General features: G+C 47.6%; 17 protein-coding genes and 1 other RNA gene. 11 read left to right on the top strand and 7 right to left on the bottom strand.

The window, feature by feature from the left end:
- The first annotated feature begins 57 nt into the window (after positions 1-57).
- Genes panB through BM318_RS08465 form a run of 3 tightly spaced genes read left to right on the top strand, consistent with a single transcriptional unit; the run spans position 58 to position 2,139 of the window.
- Positions 58-876, top strand: coding sequence for a 3-methyl-2-oxobutanoate hydroxymethyltransferase (gene panB / locus BM318_RS08475; RefSeq protein WP_092983443.1), 819 nt, complete (start codon positions 58-60; stop codon positions 874-876).
- Between the two features lie 26 nt (positions 877-902).
- Positions 903-1,592: an RluA family pseudouridine synthase gene (locus tag BM318_RS08470; protein WP_092982198.1), complete on the top strand. Its 690-nt coding sequence runs from the start codon at positions 903-905 to the stop codon at positions 1,590-1,592.
- Positions 1,593-1,623: 31 nt separating this feature from the next.
- A complete protein-coding gene (locus BM318_RS08465; RefSeq protein WP_092982197.1) occupies positions 1,624-2,139 on the top strand; it encodes a DUF4252 domain-containing protein in 516 nt (171 codons plus the stop codon).
- 35 nt (positions 2,140-2,174) lie between these two features.
- On the opposite strand, the gene BM318_RS08460 is transcribed toward BM318_RS08465, so the two are convergent.
- On the bottom strand, positions 2,175-3,719 hold the full coding sequence (locus BM318_RS08460) for a hypothetical protein (RefSeq protein ID WP_092982196.1): 1,545 nt from the start codon (positions 3,717-3,719) through the stop codon (positions 2,175-2,177).
- Positions 3,720-3,862: 143 nt separating this feature from the next.
- Here BM318_RS08460 and BM318_RS08455 point away from each other — a divergent pair, with 143 nt between their 5' ends.
- From BM318_RS08455 to pheT, 3 genes are read left to right on the top strand one after another with little or no spacing between them, the layout of a single operon-like run.
- A complete protein-coding gene (locus BM318_RS08455) occupies positions 3,863-5,035 on the top strand; it encodes a 2-isopropylmalate synthase (RefSeq protein ID WP_092982195.1) in 1,173 nt (390 codons plus the stop codon).
- Complete coding sequence (leuB, locus tag BM318_RS08450; RefSeq protein ID WP_092982194.1) at positions 5,035-6,153, top strand: 3-isopropylmalate dehydrogenase; 1,119 nt, start codon at positions 5,035-5,037, stop codon at positions 6,151-6,153. The genes BM318_RS08455 and leuB overlap by 1 nt, the downstream gene beginning before the upstream one ends.
- 58 nt (positions 6,154-6,211) lie before the next feature.
- Entirely contained in the window at positions 6,212-8,635 is a 2,424-nt protein-coding gene (pheT, locus tag BM318_RS08445) for a phenylalanine--tRNA ligase subunit beta (RefSeq protein ID WP_092982193.1), read from the top strand.
- Between the two features lie 2 nt (positions 8,636-8,637).
- Here pheT and BM318_RS08440 read toward each other — a convergent pair whose 3' ends face one another.
- Positions 8,638-9,165 (bottom strand): fasciclin domain-containing protein, encoded by a 528-nt coding sequence (locus tag BM318_RS08440; protein WP_245759789.1) that lies wholly within the window; start codon positions 9,163-9,165, stop codon positions 8,638-8,640.
- Positions 9,166-9,355: 190 nt separating this feature from the next.
- On the opposite strand from BM318_RS08440, the gene BM318_RS08435 reads away from it, so the two are divergent.
- Positions 9,356-10,036, top strand: a complete 681-nt coding sequence (locus BM318_RS08435) for a hypothetical protein (RefSeq protein WP_092983440.1) — start codon at positions 9,356-9,358, stop codon at positions 10,034-10,036.
- Between the two features lie 54 nt (positions 10,037-10,090).
- Here BM318_RS08435 and BM318_RS08430 read toward each other — a convergent pair whose 3' ends face one another.
- Positions 10,091-11,221, bottom strand: coding sequence for a hypothetical protein (locus tag BM318_RS08430; protein ID WP_092982192.1), 1,131 nt, complete (start codon positions 11,219-11,221; stop codon positions 10,091-10,093).
- A 27-nt stretch (positions 11,222-11,248) separates the two neighbouring features.
- Positions 11,249-12,877: an ABC-F family ATP-binding cassette domain-containing protein gene (locus tag BM318_RS08425; protein ID WP_092982191.1), complete on the bottom strand. Its 1,629-nt coding sequence runs from the start codon at positions 12,875-12,877 to the stop codon at positions 11,249-11,251.
- Positions 12,878-13,046: 169 nt separating this feature from the next.
- Here BM318_RS08425 and BM318_RS08420 point away from each other — a divergent pair, with 169 nt between their 5' ends.
- Positions 13,047-14,447 carry a transaldolase gene (locus BM318_RS08420; RefSeq protein WP_143099946.1) on the top strand — a complete coding sequence of 467 codons (1,401 nt, stop codon included), beginning with the start codon at positions 13,047-13,049 and terminating at the stop codon, positions 14,445-14,447.
- A gap of 19 nt (positions 14,448-14,466) precedes the next feature.
- Here the strand turns inward: BM318_RS08420 and fsa are convergent, their stop codons facing one another.
- From fsa to ffs, 3 genes are all read right to left on the bottom strand, one after another.
- Complete coding sequence (gene fsa, locus BM318_RS08415; RefSeq protein WP_092982189.1) at positions 14,467-15,126, bottom strand: fructose-6-phosphate aldolase; 660 nt, start codon at positions 15,124-15,126, stop codon at positions 14,467-14,469.
- Positions 15,127-15,171: 45 nt separating this feature from the next.
- Positions 15,172-15,984, bottom strand: coding sequence for an SDR family oxidoreductase (locus BM318_RS08410; RefSeq protein ID WP_092982188.1), 813 nt, complete (start codon positions 15,982-15,984; stop codon positions 15,172-15,174).
- 15 nt (positions 15,985-15,999) lie between these two features.
- An RNA gene (gene ffs / locus BM318_RS08405) (signal recognition particle sRNA small type) lies at positions 16,000-16,098 on the bottom strand.
- 60 nt (positions 16,099-16,158) lie between these two features.
- Here ffs and BM318_RS08400 point away from each other — a divergent pair.
- From BM318_RS08400 to BM318_RS08390, 3 genes are all read left to right on the top strand, one after another.
- A complete protein-coding gene (locus BM318_RS08400; protein ID WP_092982187.1) occupies positions 16,159-17,187 on the top strand; it encodes a glutaminyl-peptide cyclotransferase in 1,029 nt (342 codons plus the stop codon).
- Entirely contained in the window at positions 17,187-17,579 is a 393-nt protein-coding gene (locus BM318_RS08395) for an acyl-CoA thioesterase (protein ID WP_092982186.1), read from the top strand. Before BM318_RS08400 ends, BM318_RS08395 begins: the two co-directional genes overlap by 1 nt.
- Before the next feature lie 175 nt (positions 17,580-17,754).
- Positions 17,755-18,483 (top strand): LytR/AlgR family response regulator transcription factor, encoded by a 729-nt coding sequence (locus tag BM318_RS08390; protein WP_092982185.1) that lies wholly within the window; start codon positions 17,755-17,757, stop codon positions 18,481-18,483.
- Positions 18,484-18,645 lie beyond the last annotated feature (162 nt).

Below are 18,645 nucleotides of genomic sequence, written 5' to 3'. Positions count from 1 at the left end.
ACTGGGAACCGGCCGGGCCAAAAATCCTTATTTTTATCCCTGGCAAAAAAACACGAGATGTCCATAGCGAAGAAAGAGTATAAGCGGGTTACCGTTAAATCCCTGGGAGAAATGAAGCTTCAGGGAGAGAAAATATCCATGCTAACCGCCTATGATTATTCTATGGCCAAGATTGTGGATGCCGCCAACGTCGATGTTATCCTGGTAGGTGATTCCGCAAGTAATACCATGGCTGGTCATGAAACAACCCTCCCGATAACCCTTGACCAGATGATCTATCATGCCAGCTCGGTTATTCGTGCCGTCAATCGGGCATTAGTAGTGGTGGACCTGCCTTTTGGCTCATACCAAAGCGATCCCAAAGAGGCTTTGCGTTCTGCGATCAGAATTATGAAGGAGAGTGGAGCCCATGCCGTAAAGCTGGAAGGCGGGGAAGAAATAAAAGAATCCGTTAAACGAATTCTGCATGCAGGGATTCCCGTAATGGGACACCTCGGACTTACCCCTCAGAGTATCTATAAATTCGGAACGTACACGGTACGTGCAAAAGCCGAGGCGGAAGCCGAGAAACTCATGCGCGATGCCAGATTGCTCGAAAAACTGGGCTGTTTCTCCATAGTTCTTGAAAAAATTCCCGCGGAACTCACAAAGAACGTTTCCAGCAAACTAACCATTCCAACTATCGGAATCGGTGCCGGTGGCGACGCGGATGGCCAGGTACTGGTAATCCATGACCTCCTGGGCATGACCCACGAATTCAACCCGCGATTTTTAAGGCGTTACATGAACCTCTATGAAGACATGGGGGCAGCCATAGGACGCTATGTTGCGGATGTCAAGGCCAAAGACTTTCCCAACGAGCAGGAACAATACTAAGGCGGGGGCCGTCGAAGAACCACGCTATGTCCCGCAGTACTCCGGAAAACCTTCAAGTCCTCTATGAGGATAACCACCTTATCGCCGTTGGAAAACGCGCAGGGGACATCGTGCAGGGCGATAAAACCGGGGATACCCCACTGAGCGAGGTGGTAAAACAGTACATCGCTGTGAAATACAATAAGCCCGGGGCGGTTTTCCTGGGAGTCATCCATAGGATTGACCGGCCTACCAGCGGAATTGTCATTTTCGCCCGTACCTCCAAGGCCCTCAGCAGGATGAATGCATTATTCGCCAGCGGAAAAACCAATAAAACGTACCACGCCATTACGCAGCACGTCCCCGAGGAAGCTTCAGGAACCCTGGAACACTACCTGGAAAGAAACCCGCAAAAGAATAAATCTTTTGCCTACGGCAAACCAGGGGGAAAACGAAAAAAGGCGGTCCTGCACTATCGCATCCTGCGGAAACTGGAACGGCATTATCTATGGGAGATTACCCTGGAAACCGGAAGGCACCATCAAATCCGCGCCCAACTTGCAGCTTTGAAATGCCCGATTCGCGGGGATCTGAAGTACGGGGCTCCCCGGAGCAATCCGGACGGCAGCATCCACCTGCACGCTAAACGCCTTACCTTTACGCATCCCGTAGCTGGTACTGAGGTAGCTATTGAAGCTCCTTATCCGGACGAAGTTCTCTGGTCTGCCTGCACCTAGTGGATCCTTACTTGAATAAACACATAGTACCATGAAATACTTTAGCTACCTCCTCCTGCTTGCCTTCTTGCTTTCCTCCTGCGGCACACCGCGCAGCCTTGATGCGTTCTACAATAAGCATAAAGACGACGATCAGGTTCTGGCCTTCCGGGTACCTCCGATTATGTTTTATGCCTTGCGGGGCATTTCTCCGGAAATGGATTCATTTTTCGGAACAACTACAGATTTGAGGTTCATTCAATTACCAGCCGTCAAAACAGCGGGGCTACAGGACATGAATCAGCAGTTTAATCAACTGACCTCGGGCTCCTTTATTGAGATCTTCAGAAAAAATGATGGCCCCAAGCGCAACGTGGTAGCTATCCGCGAACGCGGTAAAACGGTTCGTGATATTCTGATATTTAACAACTCCGAACTAAAAGGATCTCTTTTGTATATCCAGGGGAATTTTGATCCCGCCAAAGTGCGCACCATGGCCCGAGAAGAAGGGTTTTTGGATTTACAGGATAAGCTGATCCAGAATTACTCCCCGGGACAATCTCAATAGGGCCGGGAAATAACCCATTTCACAAGACTAAATTCCTAACGGGTAAGCGCAAGGGCTTTCTCGCGAATAATTTCCGCCACTGGGCGGCCGTGCAGATGGCTTTCGAGCCAGGAAAGGATATCAAGGTAGAGGAAAGCGCGTTTCTCGTACGGATGATTCTCAAAGGGTTTCAGGCGATCGTAGAGTTCCTGGAAGGCATCTTTGAGCTCATGCGGATAGATCGACCCCATTTTGCGCAGAAATACGATCATTTCCCACTGAACTTCATGGAGATCATTCATTTTCAGGAGGAATTTATACGTGCTTTTAAGCTGCAGTTCCAGGTGGTAATCCATGCCGGCTTCATAATGCGCCACCAGGCTGAGCACCCTGGCAAAACACATGAGGTCTTCCCGTACTTTCAGGTTCTTGTTATTGATGATTTTCTTGAGATACTGAATACAGGATTTATGGTCGCCCACCCCAAAGTACAGACACGCTATCTTATAGTAAAAGAGCATGATATGATGCTCGTCTAAACGGCTTTTGTGTTTGTTTATACCGTACTCCACAATGCGCACCAGCTTCAACCCTTTTTCAAAGGTCCCTTCCAGGAAATGCAAATTCAGTTTATTGGCATTGAGATAGAGAAAACTCAGGGAAGCGACATTGTCGTTTTTCGGAAAATCCCTGGATTCCACCTGGGCTTCAAGCCGCTGCAGGGTGGCTCGGAACTGGGTGCTGTATTTAACAAAGAACAAGGATTCCATCAGGTAATTGTTCCCCTTGAGGAAAAAGACAGGATTGAGATTGATCATCTGCGGATGCTCATAAAACAAATCCACCCACTTACTGGAATACTTATAGGCCGAAAGAAAATCCTGAATCAGGAAAGAATACCAAAGGTGCGCCTTGTACAGCCAGAGCTTCTCGCGAAAGCCCAAATCCTCCAGTCTGAATTCCGGCAAGTGGCTGTCGAAATAATCCATAACCTTGTGGTGATCGCTGTCGTTTCGGACATAACCCACTTTCAGCATCATGCCGTAAAGCTGCAGGCTGAGGTTTGAAAGGGCGCTGGTGATATTATTCAGCTCAGTGAGTTCTCGTGCCTGGGAAGTCAGCTCCCTGGCCCGATCCGGAAGGCTGCGGGTAATGTATTGGCTTTCAATGATCTTTTCGAGCTCAACAACTTCGTAGGCCAGGTTTTTTTCTTCTACTGCAATTGCCTGACCCTTAACTTTTTCGAGGATTTTCAAACTCTGACGATACAACCCTTTCTGATAGAGGATAGAAGCAAAATCCAGTTGTTCTCTGAGCTGAACGCGGATATTCTGGTTTACCGGGTTCAATCGCAAACTGACCAGGATCTGCTTGTACAGGTGTGCCTTTAAGTTGGAAAGCTGTGATTTCTTGACAATACCGCTCTCCAGGATTTGACGCTCGTCATAGCTGCGTAGTTTATCCAATAAATTAAAGAGCGCCAGGAATTTGGCATCGGCATTTACCCCCAATCGGCCAACGTATAATTTGAACTGGCGCTTCTCCGATTTGGAGAGGGATTTGACCAAAGTAAACAAAGCGTCTTTATGGACATTTGTCATCGTAAAAAATACCTATTATATGTCTGTTATTCAAGTGTTTAACTACCTGTTAGAACTCCTCAGCATTGTAAATGCGTGCAGGGTCATCCAAGGGATGCTCCCCTACCCCTTATCTTCGCTTAGATAGACTATACGCATCGACTATGAGCAAAGATAAGGTACAGATTTTTGACACTACGCTACGTGATGGAGAGCAGGTCCCCGGTTGTAAGCTGGATACGGAACAAAAACTCATCATTGCAGAGCGCCTCGATAACCTGGGAGTCGACATTATTGAAGCTGGATTTCCAATATCCAGTCCCGGGGATTTCGCATCGGTTTCAGAAATCGCCAAGATTGTAAAAAACGCTACTGTTTGTGGCCTGACACGAGCCGTTAAAAAGGATATCGAAGTAGCCGCAGAGGCGTTGAAATATGCCAAGAAGCCTCGTATTCACACAGGAATAGGCACATCAGACTCTCATATTCAACACAAATTCAAATCGAATCGGGAGGAAGTTCTCGAACGCGCAGTCCAGGCAGTTTCTTACGCCAAAACCTTTGTGGAAGATGTAGAATTCTATGCGGAGGATGCGGGACGTACCGACAACGAATATCTGGCCCGCGTTTGTGAGGCTGTAGTTGAAGCAGGGGCTACCGTGCTCAATATTCCGGATACTACGGGCTACTGTTTGCCTGAAGAATACGGGGCAAAAATGAAGTACCTCAAAGAAAATGTGAAGGGCATTGAAAAGGCAATCCTATCCTGCCACTGCCACAATGATCTTGGTCTGGCCACGGCTAATTCAATTTCAGGAGTTATCAACGGAGCGCGTCAAATTGAATGTACCATCAATGGTATCGGGGAACGCGCCGGTAATACTTCTCTGGAAGAAGTGGTCATGATCCTGCGCCAGCATCCTTATCTGAATCTGGACACGTCGATCAATAGCCGCCTGCTGTATAGTACCAGCCAAATGGTAAGCCAAAAAATGGGAATGCCCGTGCAACCCAACAAAGCAATTGTGGGATCTAATGCATTTGCCCATAGCTCCGGGATCCACCAGGACGGGGTAATTAAAAATCGGGAGACCTACGAAATCATCGATCCGGAAGAAGTCGGGGTTACGGAGTCGTCAATTGTCCTGACAGCAAGAAGCGGAAGGGCAGCCCTGGCCTATCGGGCGAAGAAAGTAGGGTACGAATTAACCAAAGTCCAATTAGACGAGGTGTATAAAGAATTCCTCAAATTCGCAGATCGTAAAAAAGAGATTGACGATGCGGATATTCACGAAATTGTCAGTTCCGCAGACGTAACTATACAAAGCATAGCCTAATGAAACTTAAAATAGCCTTATTAGCCGGTGATGGTATCGGCCCCGAAGTCGCTGCCCAGGCAGTAACCACACTGCAGGCGGTCGAGGAAACCTTTGGACACGAATTCAGCTTTACAGAGGCTCTGGTTGGAGCTATCGCTATCGACAAACAAGGAGATCCGCTGCCGGATGAAACGCTGGCACTCTGTAAAGAATCCGACGCTGTATTATTTGGGGCTATCGGACACCCGAAATTCGACAATGATCCAACCGCCAAGGTAAGGCCTGAACAAGGCTTGTTGAAACTCCGTAAGGAACTGGGGTTGTTTAGTAATATCAGACCAGTTAAAATCTTCCCTACCCTGATCGAAAAATCCCCGCTTCGGGAGGAACGCATCACGGGTACTGATTTTGTAATCTATCGGGAACTCACCGGAGGTATCTATTTCGGTGAAAAATTCCTGAGTGAAGATGGTACGGTTGCTTCAGATCTCTGTATTTACAGTGAAGAAGAAATCAGCCGGATTGCCCACCTCGCCTTTAAGGCGGCCAAAGGGCGCCGTGGAAAACTCACCCTTGTCGACAAAGCCAATGTTCTGGAATCTTCGCGACTCTGGAGAAAAGTTGTCACCCGCATAGGTGAAAGTTACCCGGAAGTAACCCTGGATTACCTTTTCGTAGATAATGCGGCCATGCAGCTTATCCTGAACCCCTCCCAATTCGATGTGATCCTCACGGAAAATATGTTCGGGGATATCATTTCCGATGAAGGCAGTATCATAGGCGGCTCTATAGGATTACTTCCTTCTGCCTCAGTAGGCGAAGATAGCTCCATGTTTGAACCTATTCATGGGTCCTACCCCCAGGCTACTGGTAAAAACATTGCAAATCCAGTGGCATCAATTCTGTCAGCGGCTATGCTTTTGGACCACTTTGAACTCAAAGAGGAAGCCGAAGCGGTTGTCCGTGCCGTAACCCTTTCGCTGAAGAAAGGAATCGTCACTCCGGATTTGGATCCCAATAGCAAATATGGAACCGATGACGTTGGCCATTATATTGCAAGTAATATTCGCGATTCCGATGATTTCCGCGGCCTGAACCAGGAAAATATCGGATTGGGAAAGTCGACGATCATTTAAGCCGCCCCGCTTTTAATTTCCCTGCTTAACCCTATCTTTGTGCGCTTAAAGTAGCTGCATGAAAATTTCATACAACTGGTTAAAACAATTCCTCGAGATCGAGCGGCCCGTAGCTGAAATCGGTGAAATGCTCACCGACCTTGGCCTGGAGGTAGAAGGAATAAGTACGTTCCAATCTGTGCAGGGAGGCCTGGAGGGAATCGTAGTAGGCCAGGTTGTGGAATGTGAGCAGCACCCTAATGCCGATCGACTGAAGTTGTGTAAGGTGGACGTCGGTAACGAAGAGCCCTTGCAAATTGTATGTGGTGCTCCGAACGTGGCCAAAGGGCAAAAGGCACCTGTAGCCGTTGTCGGCGCTACCCTCTACCCCACCAACGCGGAGCCCTGGAAGGTTAAAAAGGGGAAAATTCGGGGAGAACTCAGCCAGGGTATGCTCTGTGCCGAGGATGAGCTGGGCCTGGGAAGCAGCCATGAAGGAATACTGGTACTGGAAACAGATCGCAAACCGGGTACCCCCTGCGCCGAAATATTCGAAATTGAAACCGATCATGTCTTTGAGATAGGCCTTACACCGAACCGGGCCGATGCCATGAGCCATTTTGGCGTAGCACGCGACCTTAGAGCCGGCCTGAAAAGAAAAGAAATCTCCAAGGAGCTCATTACTCCTTCGCTCAGCAGTTTTGCGGTAGACAGCCGCTCCCTGCGGATCGAAATTGAGGTAGAAAATCCCGCACTGGCTCCCCGATATGCCGGGATTACACTGACCAACCTGATTATTGAAGATTCCCCGCATTGGCTTAAAAACAGGTTACGCGCTATTGGGCTCAACCCGATAAATAATGTTGTCGATGCCACCAATTACGTGATGCACGAATTGGGACAGCCCTTACATGCATTTGATGCAGACCGTATTCACGGGAAGAAGGTACTCGTTAAAACCGTTTCAGCAGGTACAGAATTTATGACGCTGGACGGGGAAATGCGAAAGCTCCACGCCGAAGATCTGATGATTTGCGACGCTGAAAAACCCATGTGCATTGCAGGTGTTTTTGGCGGAATCAATACCGGTGTTACCGAACACACGAAGTCCATCTTTCTGGAAAGTGCCTACTTTGATCCGGTAAGTGTCCGTAAGACAGCAAAACGCCATGGTTTAAATACCGATGCCTCCTTTCGCTTTGAGCGGGGAATCGATATTGAGCTGGTGGAGTACGCCTTACAGCGCGCTGCCATTCTAATCCGCGACTTAGCCGGAGGAGAGATCAGCTCAGACTTAACAGATCTCTATCCGCAGAAATTCCCAGAACGCAATGTTTTCCTTTCCCTTGAAAAAATATATGGCCTCATCGGAGATGAGATCCCGAGGGATACGTTGATCGAGATTATGGCATCCCTGGATATTCAAGTCAAAAGCGTTACCGAATCGGGCTTCGGCTTGCTGATACCTTCTTACCGGGTAGATGTTACCCGGGATGTGGATGTAATCGAAGAAATTCTGCGCGTATACGGTTATAACAATATACCGGATAAAGAAAAAATCACCGCCTCCATTCACCCGGTTGGGCAACAGGAACCCCATCAATTACGGGAAATCCTGACCCAGCGCCTGGCGGCTTTGGGTTGCTATGAAATCCTGGGCAATAGCCTGTGTAGTCCAACGCACAACGAATTACTTGGCAATACAGCCCATAAGCCCGTTGAACTCTTAAATCCTCTGGGTAAGGAGCTTTCCCAGCTGAGACAGGATATGTTGTTCTCCGGCTTGCAGGCACTTGTACATAACATGAACCGTCAACATCCGGACTTAAGGATTTTTGAGTTCGGTAAAATTTATGGCGTGTCCAAGGGGAAACGCTGGGAATCGGAACGTTTAGCGCTTCTTTTAAGTGGAAAAAGTGCGCAATCCGATTGGACGCAAACGTCCCGAGCACTGGGATTCTTCCACCTGAAGTCATTGGTCTTTCAAGTGCTCGAAGGATTAGGGGTAAATCAATGGACGGAAAAGCCGGTTGAAGATAGCCGGTTCTCCGAAAGTCTTGAGGTAGTCTCTGATAAAAAATCCCTGGTGCGTTTTGGCGTGGTTGACAAAAAGTTTACCGCGGCCTTTGACATTGAACAAGAGGTGGTTTATGCCGATATGGATTGGTCTTTATTGGTAGCCATTGCCGCATCGAGGAACTTTACATATCAGCCTATTTCCAAGTTTCCGGAAGTGCGAAGGGATTTTGCGCTTTTACTGGACGATAGTGCCCAATTCAGTGAAGTCCGTGACCTGGCCTTTAGAACCGAAAAGAAACTCCTTCAGGATGTACAGCTTTTCGATGTTTATAAAGGAAAGAACCTTCCCAAAGATCGCAAATCCTACGCGGTGAGTTTTCTGCTTCAGGACCCTGCAAAAACCTTAAAGGATCAGCAGATCGACAAAGTTATGAAACGTCTGCAAACCGCTTTCGAAAAAGAACTGGGGGCGGAATTAAGATAGTTCTAAGGGGCCGGAACAACTACACGATCTATTCGGTGGAATACCAGATTACGACTCGTAGTATCCGCCGCAGTTATTCGTGCTTCATTCCCGGAACAGTCCATTAATACGATATCCGTTCCGATAAGCCTTACTCGTAGTTCTTCACCCTGAATCGTTGTGAGACTGGCGTAGCCTTTACCCCGGGAAAGTGCCTGGAGTATACGCGAAGCCGTAAGTTTTCCGGCGACGATGTGGTAAGCCATCAAAGACCGTAGTTCCTGCTTATTCTCAGGTTGCAGTAGTGCTTTTATTTCTTCTTCTCCTAATTGTTTAAATGCAGCATCAGAGGGAGCAAAAACAGTGAATTGGCCACTATTGCTAAGTATTTCTCGCAACTCGGACAGTTCCAAAACCTTCAATGCGGTAGATAAGCTATCGACTTTTGAATTCGATTGGGCATCGGATCGGGCCATTACAGCCGCCTGCGCCATAGCGTTGGAGCTGATACCAAACAGAGCCAGGAAGAATAGCAAACGTAAAGTTCTCACGGATCGCGGGGGCCGATTTAGTCGATGAATGGTTTGGTTTCGTCGGTAAGATACTTTTTTGGCAGGTTAAGGGCCGTATCTGAGGTGGTCGTTCATCGTAATTAACATTTATTTAACATTTTAAATAAGAATATTCCTATTGCTTTCCCTGGTTCCAGTTATTAATTTTGAAGTGCTAGAAAAGAAAATTATGTTCTCACCCGTTGATCTTGAAAAGAAGTTAGATGCAGCCCGTCGCGGTCGCGATTCCGAAAAAGACCTTTTGGCCCTCCTGGATTCCTTCGCCATTAGCAGTTCGCATTCGGAAGTAACCCAAAATCGATTTAATCTCGATAAACTTGAGGCCAGTCGGATTTATCACCAAAATGATATCCGTAAAATATGCATCGATTACAGGCTGCGTTTCCTGGACTTAAAATATTTCAAACCGGAATTACCAGAGGAAGCTACTGCTGCTATTGCCGAATTGGAAGCTAAGCACGATACCACCCTGGATGCCTTGAAAATTGTGGCTCCTTCCCGCCTCTTTAAGTTGGAAGACAAGGACGATCCGCTCTTATTTGCTCCCCTGGGGAACGGTTATTATTACCTGATTCACCGTTGGGGTAAGGATCTCCACCCACTTCGCAAAGCGCTTGTCTGGCCGTTTCGGAATATTGTAAATCTCACGCTTGTTGTACTGGCTTTTAGCCTACTGGCGACCTTTGGGGTTCCGGAAGGGTTGTTCTCCAAGAAAGGAGGAAGTGCAGAGTTCTGGATTATCTTCTTTTTTATCTTCAAATCCCTGGCAGCCGTTGTAATTTTCTATGGATTTGCACTAGGGAAGAACTTTAATCCTGCTATCTGGAATTCCAAGTATTTCAATGCCTGATGCTACCGGGAGTACGAAAATAGACGCTTCGGTTGGTATAGATCATAAAAGTACTTACCGGTTGGTGTAGATCATTCGCGGGACTGCAGGAAGGTCTAACTGGTCCAAAAATTGAAACTCCGGCTCTAATTTCAGACGTAGCAATCCTCCGTGATTTACACTGGTCGCCCGGGCATAGCCGATAATCAGCAAGCCATTTTCTGAGTCATATCCTACTGCAGTTACGGAACCAACATCGAACTGGAACTCCCGCTGGTCCGGACTCAGGAAATTCTCGACCAAATAAAGAACAAGGGTTCGCCGGTTCGAATCATAAATAGCCGCAATACGCTCTTTAGCAGGTGTCTGAGGATCGTCAAAAAGATAATACAACAAGTTTCCGGAGGGATCACTAAGCGGGCGTTCATAAGTAAATCCAGGTTCCGTGCCGGGTTGATACAGAATATTATCCACCAGGCTCATCGTCGCTGAATTGTAGATCTGATGGGCATCTTCATATCCCAGTAGTAATCGATCCGTACCCAGGGAAGTCAAGAGTTTTCCACCTGTACTCACGGGATGTAATTCCGGAGTTCCGCTTAAATCAGCGTTGAATTCAAGCAAGGCACTTTCAGTCTCCGCTTCCGACAAATAGGCAAGGACAAATAATTTCCCTGAAGAAATATCGAGATCAATGGCCCTTCCCGGAAGTTCTATATCGGTAAAATCCATTCCATCGGCCGAGATACGCCGCACAGTATATCGCGAAGTTATTGAAATCGGATCTTCATCGGCGTAAAGTATATAACTGGCTTGTAAGCTTTGGGCGAATCCGAGAATATCAACAGTACAGGCTTCCAGCCCGGTAAGGATACTATGGGTAGTGCTAGTCTGGGGGGAATAGATGAGTACATCGACCCCACAATTCGCACTTGGCAACAAAATTGCGAAAACAGATTGTTCAACACCACTGAAAAGGGGGGCTGCTGAAGCGTTGACTTCAACCGTGCCCAGGGCTTCGATATCCAGGGCATCAGCCGAAATGTCCTGTAGACTGAAGGTTCCGTTCTCCTCTAGAAAAATACTGTAATTGGTGGCGACACCGGGATCCGGCTGTTTATCTCCGGGCTCATCTCCGGTAGTATCTGAAGAGCAGGAACTAAACAACCACAGCCCGGCCAGAAGGCCTGGCAGGAAGGTTCTCATAGCTAAAAGATTTGGGCTGTCTTTCGCTTAGACCGGTACCTGGTACGCTTTGTTCCGCTGTTCCCGTATCGTAGCGTCTGACATATAATCATCAAACGTCAGATAGCGGTCAATAGTATGCATTGGTGTGAGTTCTACAATTCTATTTGCCACAGTTTGAGCAAATTGGTGGTCATGAGTGGTGAAAATAACCGTCCCTTTGAATTGCTTCAACGAATTGTTAAACGCCGTTATCGATTCCAGGTCGAGGTGGTTGGTAGGTTCATCCAGCATCAGCACGTTCCCCCGCAAGAGCATCATTCGGCTCAGCATGCAACGAACCTTCTCGCCACCGGATAGGACGGAACACTTTTTCAAGGCTTCCTCCCCGCTAAAGAGCATCTTACCCAGAAATCCGCGCAGATACACTTCTTCTTTTTCTTCCTGGGTTTGGACCCATTGCCTGAGCCAATCCACCAGATTGAGGTCATTGTCAAAAAATGTGCTGTTGTCTGCCGGCAAATATGCGGTCTTAGTCGTTACTCCCCAGGAAAATTTTCCTGTTTCGGCTACACGGTTTCCATTTACTATTTCATAAAATGCAGAAGTGGCCCGGGCATCGCGGGAAATCAAAGCTACCTTATCGCCCTTAGCCAGATTGAGCTCTCCTTTTTGAAACAACCACTCCCCTTCTTCGCTTTTGGCGGAGAGGTTCTCTACCTGCAGGATCTGATCCCCGGCTTCGCGTTCCCTTTCAAAAATTATGGCCGGGTACCTGCGGGAGGAAGGTTTGATATCTTCTACCCGTAACTTCTCAAGCATTTTCTTTCGGGAAGTTGCTTGTTTGGATTTAGCCACATTGGCACTAAAACGCTGGATAAATTCCTGCAGCTCCTTGGCTTTCTCCTCAGCCTTACGGTTTTGTTGTGCCCGTTGGCGCGCTGCCAGCTGGCTGCTCTCATACCAAAAGCTGTAATTTCCGCTGTAGAGGTTGAGTTTACCAAAGTCGATGTCAGCGATGTGGGTGCATACTGCATCGAGGAAGTGGCGGTCGTGGGAAACGACGATTACAAGATTCTCGTAGTTTGCCAGGAAATCTTCGAGCCAGCCGATGGTATCGTAATCCAGATCGTTGGTTGGCTCATCCATAACCAGGATATCCGGAGATCCGAATAAAGCCTGGGCAAGGAGAACCCTCACCTTCATCTTGGATTCCATTTCCGACATTGGGGTATAGTGCATGGACTCCGGTATACCGAGGTTAGAGAGCAATGCTGCAGCGTCGCTATCGGCATTCCACCCGTCCATCTCTTCAAATGCTACCTGTAACTCCCCGATGCGCTCGGCCTTGTCATCGTCGTAATCAGCGTAAAGGGCATCGATCTCAGTTTTGATCTCATATAAAGGCTTGTTCCCCATCAATACGGCTTGCAGTACAGGATGATCGTCGTAGGCATTGTGATTCTGCTCCAACACAGACATTCTTTTGCCCGGCTCAATGTGGACATGGCCGGAGGTCGGATCAATAGCCCCGGAAAGAATTTTTAAAAAGGTCGATTTGCCTGCCCCATTTGCTCCGATTACCCCATAGCAATTGCCGGGGTTAAAGGTTACGTTGACCTCATCGAAGAGGACGCGTTTCCCGAACTGAACAGAAAGATTGGATACCGTTAGCATAGCCTTGTTAATTTGCTGCAAAAATACACATATTTGCACGTAGTGAAAGCCTGAAATAGCTGTTAAATTCCACCTAAGATTCAAGGCTTTAGGAGTATTTTAACGGGGCCTTAACAGCAGTAATTTCAGGCATTGGCTAGATTTGTGTCGGACAATGCAGCAGGCATATATGAGATTAAATTACCTGGCCCTGGGACTTCTTTCCGTCTTCTGGGGATGTAAAAATCAGACCAAAGAAGCAACGGCAACGATCCTGGCAGGGGAAATTGTAAACCCTACTTCAGATCAGGTGGTGCTGTTAAAGGGAGAAATTCCTCAAGACACGGCCTACCTCGACGCAGAAAATCGGTTCACTTTCCGCCTCGATAACCTTGAGGACGGTCTTTACGCTTTTAACCACCACCCGGAATATCAGTACGTCTTCCTTCAGCAAGGCGACAGCATGCAGGTTCGGCTCAATACCGTAGCTTTTGACGAATCTCTTGTTTTTTCTGGTCAGGGTGAGCAAATAAACAATTACCTCATCGATTTGTTTCTTCAGGACGAGCGGGAGGAAGAAATCGTGAGACGGGATTTCGTAAAGCTGGAACCAATAGCCTTTGGAGAGAAACTGGATTCCATACGCGACCTCAAAAATCGCGAGTTAGCTGAACTAAATGCCGATGGAGAGCTCAGTCCGGAGGCAAGCGAAATGGCATCTTCCTGCATCAGCTATCAGGATTTTTACTATCGCGAAGGATACCCGTTCTGGCATCGTAGTGTATCCGGAGATAAAATGCTTCATGAACTGCCGGAAGATTTCTACGCCTACCGCAGTGCGGTTAATTACGAGAATGCCAAACTCACCTATCTGCGCCCCTACTATGATTTTATGAAATATCATATTGGCAACATTGCCTTTATGAGTTGTCAGGAAGCCTGCAAGGGAAAACCTATGGAGGTAAGCGATCAGCTGCATTTTAATCGCCATCAGCTCCAGCTTATCGATAGCCTGGTAGCCAAAGGGGACTTGCGGGACAATCTGTTTCGAACTGTGGCGCTGAATTATCTGCTCAAACACGATACCGCGGAGAATTTTAACGTATTCATGGACGAGTTTCATGAGTATTCCCCGAATAATCAACACCTGGCAGAAATTGAAACCCTGCACGGGAATATTCAGCAGCTCCAGCCCGGCGCGGAACTTCCCGCCATAGCGCTAACGGACCATCAGGGGGAAACCGTAATGCTCAATTCCCTGGCTAGTAGTTCTGAGGAATTGATCATCTATTTCTGGTCGGGGCCCCAACTCAATCATCTGGGAAATATCAACAAGAAAATCAGGGAACTCAAAGCAAGTCCAGCCTACAAAAAGCATCGCTTTATTGGGATTTGCCTGAGGACCGATAAGACGAGATGGGAAGAGATCATGCAACAATACTCCATGAATCCTGAAGACCAGTACTGGACTTCCGATTTCGAAGCGGTTGTACAGAAATTACTTGTATATCATCCCTTTAAGAGCCTGTTTGTGGCCGATGGCAAAATCGTTGACGGTTTCGCCAATCTTTCCTACGTAGGGACGAAATAACTCTTTATTCCCTTTCTTTCTAGGAATTGCCCTTTTTATAATCCGCCAGGAATTTTTCCAGGCCAATGTCCGTCAGCGGGTGCTTCAACAGCCCCTCAATAGCAGAGAGTGGGCCGGTCATTACATCCGCTCCTAATTTGGCACATTCAATCACATGCATGGTATGTCGGATGGAAGCAGCAAGTATTTCCGTACCGAAGTCGTAATTGTCATAAATCTCCCTGATTTCAGCAATGAGGTGCAGGCCATCGGTACTGATGTCGTCCAGGCGACCAATAAACGGCGAAACATAACTGGCTCCCGCCTTGGCTGCCAGTAAGGCCTGTCCTGCAGAAAAGACCAGGGTGCAATTCGTGCGAATACCGTTATCACTGAAGTATTTTAACGCCTTAACGCCATCCCTGATCATGGGTACCTTGACCACGATCTGATCGTGCAATTCGGCTAATTCCTCCCCTTCTTTTACCATTTCGTCAAAGGTGGTTGAAATTACTTCTGCACTAACATCCCCGCCATCGACGATTTGGCAGATATCCACGTAGTGTTTGAGAATATTGTTTTTCCCGGTAATCCCTTCTTTGGCCATAAGGGAAGGATTGGTGGTTACCCCGTCAAGAACGCCTAAGGCTTGTGCTTCTGCAATTTGGTCGAGGTTTGCCGTATCGATAAAAAATTTCATAAGGATGTTTTTAGGTTATGCGCCAATGATCCTGGCTTCTCAAAATTACAATTTATAATGATTACGCAGCAAGCGTTCGTACCAGGTGGCGGGGAGCAATCTTTTAAGGACCAGGGAAAACTTTTGCATGGGGCTTCCCACCGCATAATGCACCCTGGGATTTCTGGCCTTAAGTATCTTATGAAGTTTCTTTGCTACTTCCAGCGGGTCGCTCCCTTCGCTGACATGGGCATTCATCAATTCCAGACTTCTTCCGTATTCGGTTGCATAAGGGGAATCCTCGTGCAACGGACTGTGATAACGACCTGAAGCGATATTGGTGGCATAATCCCCTGGAGCCAGGGTCGAAACTTTGACGCCCATCGAACGCACTTCCATACGTATGGCCTCACTGGCAATTTCAAGGGCAGCCTTACTTGCCGAATACATGCCCCGATAAGGTAAACCCATCCAGCCGGCGATGGAGGTGATATTGACGATACGGCCGCCTCCCTGCTTTCGCATTTGAGGGAGTACTGCCTCCATGACCCGAAGCGGACCATGAAAATTCGTTTCCATTGCGTGGAGGCTCTGAGCATGTGGGGTTTCTTCCAAAGGTCCTGTAATACCTACACCTGCATTGTTTACCAGGATATCTATGCGGCCTTCTTGCGAAATAAGTTCCGCAACAGCAGAATCCACAGATTCTTTGGAAGTAACATCCATGCCGAGTAACGGAAAGTTGCGGGGTTCGGGATAACGATCCGGATTTCGGGTAGTTCCGTAAACACGATACCCCAATCGGATCAAATAAAGGGCAGTTGCCTCCCCGAGGCCAGAAGAGCCACCGGTGATCAATACTACTTGTGCTTCTACCATGTTCAGGGAATAAAAAAACGGCAAGCTACCTACATCGCACCGCTACAACCGCGTACCCTTGCTGCGTTCCCGCCCTGGGGGATTAAGCAGGAGCTGGTCGTGTAGGACTTGCCGCGCGCAAATATACGACCTTTTGAATTTGGGGCAATGATTAGTGCTGCGTATTTTAGCACTATGTGGAAAGCGTTTATCTCTTTAGTATTCCCGCTGATGCTGTTGGCCTGCGGGGCGGATTCAAAAAAGCAATTAAGCCTTCGCCTTGGAGAGGGCGAAACTAAATTTACACTGGGGCAAAGCACTAAAGTTCGCCTGGTAGCCCCTGAAGGGTTCAGTCCGGATTCGGTGCATTACATCATGGATGGCAAGACCCTGGAAGTAAATGCCGGAACGGTAGTTCTACAGGCTGGTCGGGGAGGAAACCATAAGCTCACCGCACAGGTCTTTTCCGATGGTGAAGCAACGCCTGTTGAGCTGAAAATTCAATTGCTGGCTCCGAATCCTCCGGAAATATTTACCTATGAAATCCTGAATACCTATCCCCACGATATCGAAGCCTTTACGCAAGGATTGGAATTCAAGGGGGATACACTGTATGAGAGCACAGGGCAACGTGGGCATTCGAGTCTGCGAAAAGTAGATTACAAGTCCGGAAAGGTCCTCACAAAAACCGATTTGGAACCGAAGTATTTCGGAGAAGGACTTACCCTGCTGGACGATTCCCTCTACATGCTTACCTGGCAGAGCAATACCGGATTTATCTACGATCCTGCATCCCTGGAACGCAAATCCAGTTTTTCCTATGGTCAGAGCAAAGAAGGCTGGGGCCTCTGCAATGACGGGCAGCGGATTTATAAAAGCGATGGAAGTGAACGTATATGGATTTTGAACCCCAAGACCATGACCGAAGAAGGGTATATCGAAACGGTTACCAACAAATCGGTTTTCAACAAGGCCAATGAGCTGGAATATGTAGACGGTAAGATATACGCCAATGTCTGGCAAAAACCGAGTATGATGATCATCGATGCAGAAACCGGTATTATCGAAGGCGTGGTAAACTTCTCAGGTTTGCGCGACAAGGTTACCCAACATCCCGAATTGGATGTTTTTAATGGGGTGGCCTATCACGCTGAACGCCAGACCTTTTTCGTGACTGGAAAAAAATGGGATCGGCTTTTCGAGGTTAAAATTGTCCGGAAGTAATGGCGGCATTCGCGCTCGAAAGATCCGTCGAAACTGCAGATCTCGACGCCTTGAACCACATGAATAACGTGCGGTACCTTAGCTGGGTTCAGGATATTGCCCGGGACCATTGGCACAAACTCAGCGATGGACGCTGGGATAAGGACTACATCTGGGTGGTACGCAACCACAACATCAACTATAAGCGTTCTGCCCTGGCCGGAGAACGGCTCCGATTGGAAACCTTTGTCAAAGATGCTAAAGGGCCACTCTCTACTCGAAACGTAAAATTCCTGAGTAGTCAGTCGGGCAAGGTGCTTGCGGAATGTGATACCATTTGGTGCCTTTTGGATAGCAAGACGCAAAAACCTGTGGCCATCCCGGCTGATATGGCAGCTGTGTTATTGTCCTGAGCGCAAAATGGGAGCAAAGGCCTGCTCGTACTTCAGAATACCCCTTACTTGTAGGAATACTCTTATTAAGTCCTTAAAATCAAGCATTTACAACAAAAACCATTGGAAATCTATGGTTTTTCTATAGGTGGTTGTGGCTTTGACTTCATAACTTCATATTGAGAAGTTGTGCCTTGTGGATTTTTCCTATCTGATAATCGATTCTAACGCTGCCAGAAGCCTGCAGATCAGGCACTTTATGGAGGAGTATCAGGAATTGGCTTACCTGGAAGACGCCCGCACGACCAACGAGGGTCTCAATGCTATTCTCAAGTACAAACCAGATCTGGTAATCATGAACCTGGATCAAGAGGCGCAGACACGCTTCGAAATGTGCAGGGAATTACCCCAATACCTCGATAATGCGCCACTGATCATTGGTGTAGCCACAAGCACGGATCACGCCTACCAGGCTGTGAAGCATCAATTCTTTGATTATTGGTTATATCCGTATAATGAATACGATATCCGCAAAACTGTTTTAAAACTCAAAAAACGGTTGCCCAAACCCGAAGCAGCCCCTACCCTGCTTCTGCAATCCTACAAGGACTATCAATATCTGGATACCAGTGAAATCCTCTATCTGCAAGCCGATAATAATACCACCGATTTTATAATGCGGGATGGGAGTCGGATAAGCGCGTACAAAACCCTTAAGACCTTCGAAAATCAGCTTCCCGATAATTTTATACGCGTACATCAGAGTTACATCCTGAATCGAGACTATGTAAGCCGGATCCATTACGGAAAGAATCGGTGTTTCCTCAAACATATTCAAACCGAGCTGCCTTTCTCGCGGGGCTACCGCAACAATGTAGACGCCCTTAAAACCCTGCTCACCCAGCGCGCTTTGCACCGGGATTGAGTTAGTGCTACAATTAAATTCCCGACTTACCGGATTCTATGAAATTCCGGTCAAATACTTCCAGAACGGTACCATCTGCTAAATAGGATAACTGCGGTATATCTACACCGTTTATAGTAGGCATATTTGAGGGAAACCAATTCCAATTTTTTTTAAGAACTC

The sequence above is a fragment of the Robiginitalea myxolifaciens genome (assembly GCF_900115205.1).
Lineage (GTDB): Bacteria > Bacteroidota > Bacteroidia > Flavobacteriales > Flavobacteriaceae > Robiginitalea > Robiginitalea myxolifaciens.
The sequence above is the reverse complement of the archived record's forward strand: the minus strand, read 5'-3'. Positions and strand labels throughout refer to the sequence as shown.

Excerpts from the sequence above, each read along its gene's own strand:
- panB (WP_092983443.1), top strand. The coding sequence starts at position 58 with ATGTCCATAGCGAAGAAAGAGTATAAGCGGGTTACCGTTAAATCCCTG.
- BM318_RS08470 (WP_092982198.1), top strand. The coding sequence starts at position 903 with ATGTCCCGCAGTACTCCGGAAAACCTTCAAGTCCTCTATGAGGATAAC.
- BM318_RS08465 (WP_092982197.1), top strand. The coding sequence starts at position 1,624 with ATGAAATACTTTAGCTACCTCCTCCTGCTTGCCTTCTTGCTTTCCTCC.
- BM318_RS08460 (WP_092982196.1), bottom strand. The coding sequence starts at position 3,719 with ATGACAAATGTCCATAAAGACGCTTTGTTTACTTTGGTCAAATCCCTC.
- BM318_RS08455 (WP_092982195.1), top strand. The coding sequence starts at position 3,863 with ATGAGCAAAGATAAGGTACAGATTTTTGACACTACGCTACGTGATGGA.
- leuB (WP_092982194.1), top strand. The coding sequence starts at position 5,035 with ATGAAACTTAAAATAGCCTTATTAGCCGGTGATGGTATCGGCCCCGAA.
- pheT (WP_092982193.1), top strand. The coding sequence starts at position 6,212 with ATGAAAATTTCATACAACTGGTTAAAACAATTCCTCGAGATCGAGCGG.
- BM318_RS08435 (WP_092983440.1), top strand. The coding sequence starts at position 9,356 with ATGTTCTCACCCGTTGATCTTGAAAAGAAGTTAGATGCAGCCCGTCGC.
- BM318_RS08430 (WP_092982192.1), bottom strand. The coding sequence starts at position 11,221 with ATGAGAACCTTCCTGCCAGGCCTTCTGGCCGGGCTGTGGTTGTTTAGT.
- BM318_RS08425 (WP_092982191.1), bottom strand. The coding sequence starts at position 12,877 with ATGCTAACGGTATCCAATCTTTCTGTTCAGTTCGGGAAACGCGTCCTC.
- BM318_RS08420 (WP_143099946.1), top strand. The coding sequence starts at position 13,047 with ATGAGATTAAATTACCTGGCCCTGGGACTTCTTTCCGTCTTCTGGGGA.
- fsa (WP_092982189.1), bottom strand. The coding sequence starts at position 15,126 with ATGAAATTTTTTATCGATACGGCAAACCTCGACCAAATTGCAGAAGCA.
- BM318_RS08410 (WP_092982188.1), bottom strand. The coding sequence starts at position 15,984 with ATGGTAGAAGCACAAGTAGTATTGATCACCGGTGGCTCTTCTGGCCTC.
- BM318_RS08400 (WP_092982187.1), top strand. The coding sequence starts at position 16,159 with ATGTGGAAAGCGTTTATCTCTTTAGTATTCCCGCTGATGCTGTTGGCC.
- BM318_RS08395 (WP_092982186.1), top strand. The coding sequence starts at position 17,187 with ATGGCGGCATTCGCGCTCGAAAGATCCGTCGAAACTGCAGATCTCGAC.